At 34.0% G+C, this 9,203-nt stretch carries 6 protein-coding genes and 1 other annotated feature; all 6 genes read right to left on the bottom strand.

The genetic code is table 11. The features are described 5' to 3' along the window. Nucleotides 1–1,788 (bottom strand): LCP family protein (locus tag NEH75_RS07725; protein WP_262948725.1); only part of this gene is annotated, 1,788 nt, incomplete at its 3' end. Between the two features lie 13 nt (nt 1,789–1,801). After that, nucleotides 1,802–2,488: a hypothetical protein gene (locus NEH75_RS07720; protein ID WP_262948724.1), complete on the bottom strand. Its 687-nt coding sequence runs from the start codon at nt 2,486–2,488 to the stop codon at nt 1,802–1,804. Nucleotides 2,489–2,768: 280 nt separating this feature from the next. Further along, the gene (gene aspS / locus NEH75_RS07715) at nt 2,769–4,526 is read right to left on the bottom strand and encodes an aspartate--tRNA ligase (protein WP_055305455.1); all 1,758 of its coding nucleotides are present in this window, start codon (nt 4,524–4,526) and stop codon (nt 2,769–2,771) included. Between the two features lie 15 nt (nt 4,527–4,541). Beyond that, nucleotides 4,542–5,945, bottom strand: coding sequence for a histidine--tRNA ligase (hisS, locus tag NEH75_RS07710; RefSeq protein ID WP_055244479.1), 1,404 nt, complete (start codon nt 5,943–5,945; stop codon nt 4,542–4,544). Nucleotides 5,946–6,064: 119 nt separating this feature from the next. Continuing rightward, nucleotides 6,065–6,279 (bottom strand) — a binding site (T-box leader). A gap of 41 nt (nt 6,280–6,320) precedes the next feature. Next, nucleotides 6,321–6,761: a D-aminoacyl-tRNA deacylase gene (gene dtd, locus NEH75_RS07705; RefSeq protein ID WP_055244477.1), complete on the bottom strand. Its 441-nt coding sequence runs from the start codon at nt 6,759–6,761 to the stop codon at nt 6,321–6,323. A gap of 14 nt (nt 6,762–6,775) precedes the next feature. After that, nucleotides 6,776–8,968 carry a RelA/SpoT family protein gene (locus NEH75_RS07700; RefSeq protein WP_055305454.1) on the bottom strand — a complete coding sequence of 731 codons (2,193 nt, stop codon included), beginning with the start codon at nt 8,966–8,968 and terminating at the stop codon, nt 6,776–6,778. Nucleotides 8,969–9,203: the final 235 nt, after the last annotated feature.

Here is a 9,203-nt window from a genome sequence, read left to right as displayed (position 1 = left end):
TTCTGGTACCATTGGCGTTTCTGGTTGAGTTATATTTGAACCATTATTTAAATTACTATTGCCTGAATTATGTGTTGGTGGTGTTACTGTGACATTATTATTCATTGATGAGTTATTTTCTTCTTTTATAGGTGCTTTTACTTCCTCCTCATCATCTGTAGTTACATTATTCTCTGTTGCTCCTCCAGGAAGTGGCTCATTATAATACGTTTGTACCCACTGAGTGCCTTCATATTCTTCAAATCCATTAAATGTGAAGCTATAGTTAAATTGAGGCGATTCCTGCTCTAAGTTAATTAACATTTGTTCACGTGCATCTGCGATAGCCCCTTTATATGGGAAAGCATAGCTTAACTTAAAGCTATAATACGGATTATCCATATAACCATATTGAGCACTTACAACCATGCTCTTAATATGAATATAGTCTAATGGATTTTGACCATTAAATGTTGAGACAAGCCCTAATAAATATTGAAGACTTGATGTCATCTGATTGAGTGAGATATTTGTTTCAATGTTATTACCTAAAACATCTAATAAATCTAAAAACTCACCAACTGTGTTCATTTCTGTTAACATTTGATTTACAATTCCCTCAATAACCAATTGTTGATGTTCTGCACGACCTAAATCACCTTTAGCTAACGTCTTACGATGACGAGAAAGTGCTAACGCTTGTTCTCCATTTAAATGTTGATACCCTTCCTCAACAGTAATTAAATGCTCACCAAACTGACGATTACTATCTTGTTCTTCAATTGTCACAGGTACATCAACGTAAATTCCACCGATTGTATCAACTAACTCAACAACCCCTTTAAAGTTAATCTTTACATAATAAGGAATATTTAAATCAAACATTTTCTCAACTGATTCAATGACACACGTTGTTCCACCATTATTTGAATGCGTAATTTTATCTTTTGTATTATTAAAACATGGAATTTCAACATATGAATCACGTGGAATAGATGTCATCGTTACTGATAGATTCTGAGGATTCACAGTCGCTATAATTAATGAATCAGCTAATGAAGCAGCTTCTAATCCTTGTTCAGTTGAATCAACTCCAATTAGTAAAATGGAGAATGGATCGTCAATTAATGACGTATTAGCCATTCCTGGTTTTAATTCTTCTTGCTGAATAACAGTCTCAATATTAGCTAATATTTTAGTTTCATTTTTAATATCTTCAAATCCTAATTGTTCTGAAAATAATGAACCATAGTTATCCCCTACAATAATCGCATCAACTTTTCCATCATATAAATCATGAATCATAGAAATTGGAGAATCATATTTTTCAACTTCTGCTTCATCTGTTAATTCATTTTCTTCTAAAAATTGGTCAATATTATCAATCACTTCTTGCTTAGTTAAATTTAAAGTCCCAATTGTATACCCTTCTAAATCTTTTACTTCAGTGAAAGGACTATCTGCCATTGTAACTAAACTATAACTAATAATTGAGTCTTGCATCGTCATGTTATTTAACGAATGATAAACGCGTGTATTAACATATCCAAAATACGTTCCTGTAAAAAGACCAATCAATGCAACTATTGTTAAAATGATTGTGCCTACTTTGTTCTCTTCTTTAACAACATATAATCCAAACATTAAAATAGCTAAATATAAGAAGATGAAGATTAACGAAAGATTCAAACGCAACAAAGAATCAAATCCTGAATATTGATTGATATAAATAATATTCCATATAATTGGAATAATCGGTAAAATCATGATTATTCTGTAAATCCATTTTAAACCCTTATTATTAAACATGGCTTTCCCCTCCTTACTCCGATAAAATTGCATTTAGGACTAAATGATCTTCTGATTCAGTTAAAATAAATGTTGCTTCACTTTGGAATTGTTCTATCTCAACTGAAGAAGATAATTCATATTGCCAACTCGCCTGAACTGAAATACAATCAATCACTTCATCCTCTGTTTTAAGTGTATCATTTAAATTAACATCTAAAATGGTTACATCATTGACAGTTATTAAAGATGTCGCTTCATAATCATTTAAATAAAAATATAAATTTTCATAAAATCCATCAATAGCCTGTTTTCTAAAAGTAGATCTCATTTCTTCTGCAATAAATTGTACACCACCTACGTCATTGCGTCCGGTCTTATTAGACCATGTATAGAAATCTGCTATGAAATTTTTCACAACTAAAGTCGCATATTCTTCTTTAGTTAACTCCGTATATTTATCTTTATATGCATGTTGCGCAGTCACTAACTCTTCAAAAACTTCTTTTTGATAAGCTGTCGCTACATCTGATAACTGATACTCATCTGGAACTTTTTCAACAATTGGTGGAGTTGGTTTTATTACATTATCACTACTTTTCCCACCATCAGTAATCCCCTTAACTTGATAAAGAAGAACACCTACCAGCAGTAAGGTTGTAATCAAAAATATACTACCAAAAACCGCTAATGGTTGCCTCATGATCTTTTTCATATTCATGTCTACACCGTCCCTTTCCACTCTGTACTATAATCACACGATTCGTTATCATAACCGCTTCTGAAAATAGTATCAGTACATTTGACTATACTTTCTTTATCCTGCCCCTAATAGTTAAATAACTCTAGACTATTTATGAAGAAAAAACATATAGCACCATTTTACATGATTTAGCCATAATTGAAAACAGTTGGATATTTTTTTACACAAAAAAATACAAATTCATACACTTATTTACACTAAAAAGACCTAGTCTCATTGACTAGGTCTAGCAATTTCATTATTTTCTTAGTTGAATATGTAATTCTTCTAATTGTGCGTCTGTTACTGTTCCAGGAGCTTCAGTCATCGGGCATGATGCTGATGCATTTTTAGGGAAAGCAATAACATCGCGTAAGCTTTGAGATCCTGTTAAGATCATGGCGATACGGTCTAATCCTAACGCTAATCCACCGTGTGGAGGTGTTCCATATTTAAATGCGTTCATTAAGAATCCGAATTGTTCTTCAGCTTCTTCTTTTGTAAATCCTAATGTTTCAAACATACGAGATTGTACATCTGGACGATAAATACGTAATGATCCTCCACCTAATTCGTATCCATTTAAGACAATATCATAAGCCTGTGCTTTTGCATTGTGAGAATCTGTATCAAATGTGTCTAATGTATCTAAGCTTGGCATTGTGAATGGATGGTGAGCAGCAAAGAATCGTCCAGCCTCTTCATCATATTCGAATAGTGGCCAATCAATCACCCATAAGAAATTGAATTTAGATTCATCGATTAATCCTAATTCTTTTCCTAAATGTAAACGTAATGCTCCTAAGCTATCTGCAACGACTGATTTTTTATCAGCAACAAATAATAATAAGTCTCCCACTTCAGCATTTGTTGCTTCTTTAATATTTGCAACTTCTTCTTCATTGAAGAATTTAGCAATTGGACCGTTGAATCCTTCTTCCACTACTTTAATCCATGCTAAACCTTTAGCTTTATATTTTTTAACAAAGTCTGTTAATTTATCAATGTCTTTACGAGAAAAACGTTCTGCTGATCCTTTAACACATAATGCTTTAACTTCATTTCCAGCTTCAACTGCCTGTGCAAATACTGAGAAGCCACAATTAGCAACAACGTCATTTAAAGCAATTAATTCCATTTCAAAACGTGTATCTGGCTTATCTGAACCAAAGCGTTCCATCGCCTCTTCATAGCTTAAACGTGGGAACGGACGAGCAACATCTAATCCTTTAACGTCTTTCATCATTTTAACTAGCATCTCTTCAATCATATTCATGATTTCTTCTTGAGTTAAGAATGATGTCTCAATGTCAATTTGAGTGAATTCAGGCTGACGATCCGCACGTAAATCTTCATCACGGAAGCAACGAGCGATTTGATAATAGCGTTCAAATCCCGAAACCATTAATAACTGTTTGAAGATTTGTGGTGATTGAGGTAAAGCATAGAAATGACCTTCATGGACACGACTTGGAACTAAATAGTCGCGTGCTCCTTCTGGTGTTGATTTATTTAAATACGGCGTTTCTACTTCAATAAAATCATTTCCATCTAAATAGCTACGAATTGATTTTAAGATGTTGTGACGTAAAATGAAGTTCTTTTGCATCACAGGACGACGTAAATCTAAATAACGATATTTTAAACGTGTATCTTCTAACGCATCAGTTTCATCAGCAATAATTAAAGGTGTCATTTCTGCTTCAGAGATAATTGTTAGTTCATCTAAGATAATTTCAATATCTCCTGTTGCCATATTAGGGTTTTTACTTTGACGCTCAGCCACTGTTCCTTTAACAGCGATTACATACTCATTACGTACTTTGTTTGCCGCTTCTAAAACTTCATGACTTACGTTTTCTGGATTAGCTACTAACTGAGTAATTCCATAACGGTCGCGTAAATCAATGAAAACTAATCCACCTAAGTTACGAGTTTTAGCAACCCAACCTTTTAATTCAACAACTTGACCTACATGTTCAAGTCTTAATTCTCCATTATTATGTGTACGATTCATACTACTCACCTCTTCTTAATGTTGGCATCCACAGCCGTGTCCATTTCCTCCACAGCATTCATGGTCATCATCATGTCCATGTCCACCGCAGCATCCATGGTCTTCATCGTGTCCATGACCACCACAGCATCCTCCACCATGTTGGTGATTACGCTGTTGGTCTTGAATAATGTAGTCAATAATAAATCCAACTGGAATGGTTTCTTGAGTTCCTGTTTGATTATTTTTAATATTAATCATGCCGTGTTTTAATTCTTCATCTCCAAGAATTGCTGTATAACGAGCATTGTAGCGATCTGCTTGTTTAAATTGACCTTTTAAGTTTTTCCCTAAATAGTCCGTTTCACAGGCTAATCCGCGTGAACGTAAATCAAATAATAAACGTGATCCAAAGATCTTAGCATCTTCTCCTAATGCGATTAAGAAGAAGTCCACAGCATCTTCTCCAGCAACTTGAATTCCTTCAGCTTCTAATGCTAATAATAAACGTTCAAGTCCCATACCGAATCCGATAGCTGGAACTGTTGGTCCACCTAATTCAGACACTAACTTGTTATAACGCCCTCCACCACATAATGTGTTTTGAGCTCCAAATCCTTCAATGTCTGCTTGGATTTCAAAGATTGTATGTGTATAGTAATCAAATCCACGAACTAATGTCGCATCATACTCATATTCGATTCCCATCGCTTTTAAATATTTTTGAACATTTAAGAAGTATGCACGATCTTCGTCTGTTAGGTGATCAATCATTTGAGGAGCGTTTTGCATAATCTCTTTATTGCGGTCAACTTTACAATCTAACACGCGTAATGGATTTTTTTCTAAACGCACTTGGCAATCTGAACATAACTCTTCTTTATGCCCTTCAAAGTGTGCAAGTAAGGCTGCACGATAGTTTTCACGACTTTGTGTATCCCCTAATGAGTTTAATTTAACTTTAATGTTACGAAGTCCTAAAACTTGATATAACGTAACAGCTAATGAGATAACTTCTGCATCGATAGCAGGATCTGCACTTCCAAATACTTCTGTCCCGAATTGAACGTGTTGACGATAACGTCCTTTTTGTTGACGCTCATAGCGGAACATTGGTCCAATATAGAATAATTTTTGAACCATTTGATCTGCATATAATTTATTTTCAATGTAACTACGCACGACTCCAGCTGTTCCTTCCGGACGTAATGTCATTGAACGATCTCCACGATCTTTGAAGTCATATGTTTCTTTTGAAACAACATCTGATGTTTCACCAGCAGAACGGTGATATAATTGTGTACTTTCAAACATTGGTGTACGGATTTCTTTATAGTTGAAAATTGAACAGATTTCACGAATTAAACTTTCAACATTTTGCCAACGTGCACTTTCTTTAGGTAGAACATCGTATGTTCCTTTTGGTTTACTGAAATTCATGTTAGAGCTCCTTTCATAGTCATGATTGTTGAGGCTTTCCTCTCATTCAGGATGATTGGGTTATTTCATCGTGTTTAGTAAAGCCTTTTTTCGAGTATAAAAAAAGTCCTTAGATTAAATCTAAGGACGTAGTATACGCGGTGCCACCTTACTTGTAATAGTCTAAAACTATTACCACTTTAAAACGTTAACGCCGTCAACGAATATTCCTACTAGCAGTTCAGAATATTTTCTCACGAGTGTCTATCTATAATTTATCCGTCGAAGCTTCCAGCCAAGGCTTCGTTCTCTGTCACGTATTATTTTTATAGAATCTCTCGATCTTCGAATTTATAAGTATTATTGACTATTTTCTTTATTATAATACATTTCTTTTTAAGATTCAACGATTAAAGTAACAGGACCATTATTTGTAAAGGAGACATCCATCATTGCACCAAATATTCCTGTTTCTACTTGTATCTCATAAGTCTCTCTTAAAATTTGATTAAATTGATGGTATAAAGGCTCTGCGACCTCTGGACGTGCTGCCTCGATAAAACTTGGTCGATTCCCTTTTTTAGTTTCCCCGTATAAGGTGAATTGAGAAATAGAAAGAATCGATCCGCCTACCTCTTTGATTGATAAATTCATTTTTCCTTGTTCATCTTCGAAGATTCGTAAATTAGCGACTTTCTTTGCACAATACTCTAAATCTTTCACTGTATCTTCGTGCGTGATCCCAACTAATAGCATTAATCCATGTTCAATAGCACCTGTTACCTTACCATCAACCGTTACTTTTGCTTGTCTTGCTCGTTGAACAACGACTCTCATCTGTTTTCACCTCACTATTGAATGATACGCTCGACACTAAAGACATCTTTGACCCGTTTAATCGTATTCACAACACTTACTAATTGATCAATATTACGAACAGATAACGATAAGTTAATAATAATCGTATCATTTGAAGTCAATGCATTTAATTCTGTAATATTTGCATTAATAACCGTTAATTTTTGAATGATATCGCCTAACACATTTTTACGATCAAGGACTGTCACTTTAATCTTAGCATTAAATGAATTTGAATGCTCATCATCCCATTCAACTGGAACAATACGACCATCTATTTTAGCATTATGACACTCAGCATGATGGATCGTAATCCCGCTTCCTTTTGTAATATAACCAACAATTGGATCACCCGGAACCGGGTGACAACATTTACCAATGCGTAAATCAACATTATCTAACCCATCTACAATAATTCCGAAACGATTTTTTGCTTTTTTACGATGTTCTTCTTTGATTTTTGCTGCATCATTAATTTGTTGAATTAACTCTGTATCATCAACTTCTTTCCCATCCGCAAAATATCGCTCAAGAATCGTCTTAGCTACTAAGCGTCCGCGCCCAATTTGATAATATAATTCATCTAATTTCTCAATACTTTGTTTTTTATACGCTCCAAGTAATTTTTGCATATCAATTGAACTCAATGATAAGTCTTTTGAGGCTAGTTCTTTTAAGAACATTTCCTCTCCTTTATGCGTATACTCCTCACGTTTAGTACGGTTAAAGTATTGACGAATTTTATGGCGTGCTTGTGATGTTTTAACAATATTTAACCAATCTTCACTCGGACCAAACGAATTACGAGAGGATTTAATTTCAACAATATCGCCCGTTTTTAATTGATAATTTAAGGTCACGATTTTACCATTAACTATTGCACCCGTTGTTTTATGTCCTAAATTGGTATGAATACGATAAGCAAAATCAATTGGTGTTGATCCTGGAGGGAAGTCAAAGACATCACCATTAGGTGTAAACACATAAACATTGGCATTAAAAATGTCATCTTTAACAAGCTTCATTAATTTTTCAGCATCGTTCACTTCTTCTTGGTACGCAATTAATGTTTCATACCATTTTAATTTATCTTGAATTTCTTGTTGTTCTTGTTTAGCCGTAATTTGACGATTTTCTTTATATGCCCAGTGTGCTGCAACCCCTTGTTCAGCAATTTCATCCATCTCTTTTGTACGAATTTGTACTTCAAATATATTTCCATTTGGACCAATAATGGTCGTATGTAATGACTGATACATATTTGGCTTTGGCATGGCAATATAATCTTTAAAACGATTTGGGATAGGTTTAAAGTGCGCATGAATCACTCCAAGAGCTGAATAACATTCTGGAACTGAATTAACAATTAAGCGAATTGCTAATAAATCATAGATTTCTTCAAAGTCTTTTTCGCGCGTCATCATTTTTTTGTACACGCTATAAATATTTTTAATACGACCTTTGATTTCAAACGGAATATGATATTCCGCTAAAGCGGCCGTAATTTCGTCTTCCATTTCTTGAATTTGTTGCTCACGCTCATGTTTTTTTTGCTTAATTAATTGGGCAATACGATAAAAATCTTCTGGCTTCAAAAAGCGAAGTGAGGTATCCTCAAGCTCAGCTTTCACACGATACATCCCTAAACGATGGGCAATCGGAACATAAATCTCCATCGTTTCATGAGCAATGGAACATTGCTTTTCAGGCGGTAAAAATTTAAGTGTTCGGATGTTGTGTAAACGATCCGCTAATTTAACTAGGATTACACGAATATCTTTACTCATGGCTAGTAACATTTTACGGTGATTTTCTGCTTGTTGTTTTTCTTTTGATTTATATTTAAGCTTCGTTAGCTTCGTTACACCGTCAACAATTTCTGCAATTTCATCATCAAATAATTCTGCAATTTCTTCTTTTGTAATCTCTGTGTCTTCGATAATATCATGTAATAGTCCTGAGGCAATCGTACGAGGCCCTGTTTGCCATTTAGCTAAAATATAAGCAACCTCAATCGGATGAATAATATAAGGTTCACCTGATTTTCGCAATTGGTCTTTATGTTTTTGAAAGGCAAGTTCAAAAGCACGTTCGATGACCGCAATACTATCTGGATTTTTAATATACGTTTTAGCTTGCTCTAAAACATGATCAATTGATATTTCATACCCGTTTAATTGGTACATAAGCATTACTCCTATTGTCTAATCTACTTATTTTATTATAAAGCTAAAACTACGATTTGTTTCAAGAAAACTTAGAAATTTTAATCTTTCCTAAGATGAAAAAAAAGGATGATATTTCATCAACCATTTAACCTTTTGTCATATTTACAATATGCTATATTGTTACTTTTTTAAAATTTTAACATAAAAAAAAGTAGAAATGCAACAATAAATGCTTCATCTCTACTCAATCTTT

The organism is Turicibacter sp. T129 (assembly GCF_025594975.1).
GTDB lineage: Bacteria > Bacillota_I > Bacilli_A > MOL361 > Turicibacteraceae > Turicibacter > Turicibacter bilis.
Note: the sequence above shows the minus strand (reverse complement) of the source record. Positions and strands in the feature narration are given on the sequence as shown.

Coding starts and splice junctions, on each gene's coding strand:
- dtd (WP_055244477.1), bottom strand. CDS start 6,761: ATGAGAGTCGTTGTTCAACGAGCAAGACAAGCAAAAGTAACGGTTGAT.
- NEH75_RS07700 (WP_055305454.1), bottom strand. CDS start 8,968: ATGTACCAATTAAACGGGTATGAAATATCAATTGATCATGTTTTAGAG.
- aspS (WP_055305455.1), bottom strand. CDS start 4,526: ATGAATCGTACACATAATAATGGAGAATTAAGACTTGAACATGTAGGT.
- NEH75_RS07720 (WP_262948724.1), bottom strand. CDS start 2,488: ATGAATATGAAAAAGATCATGAGGCAACCATTAGCGGTTTTTGGTAGT.
- hisS (WP_055244479.1), bottom strand. CDS start 5,945: ATGAATTTCAGTAAACCAAAAGGAACATACGATGTTCTACCTAAAGAA.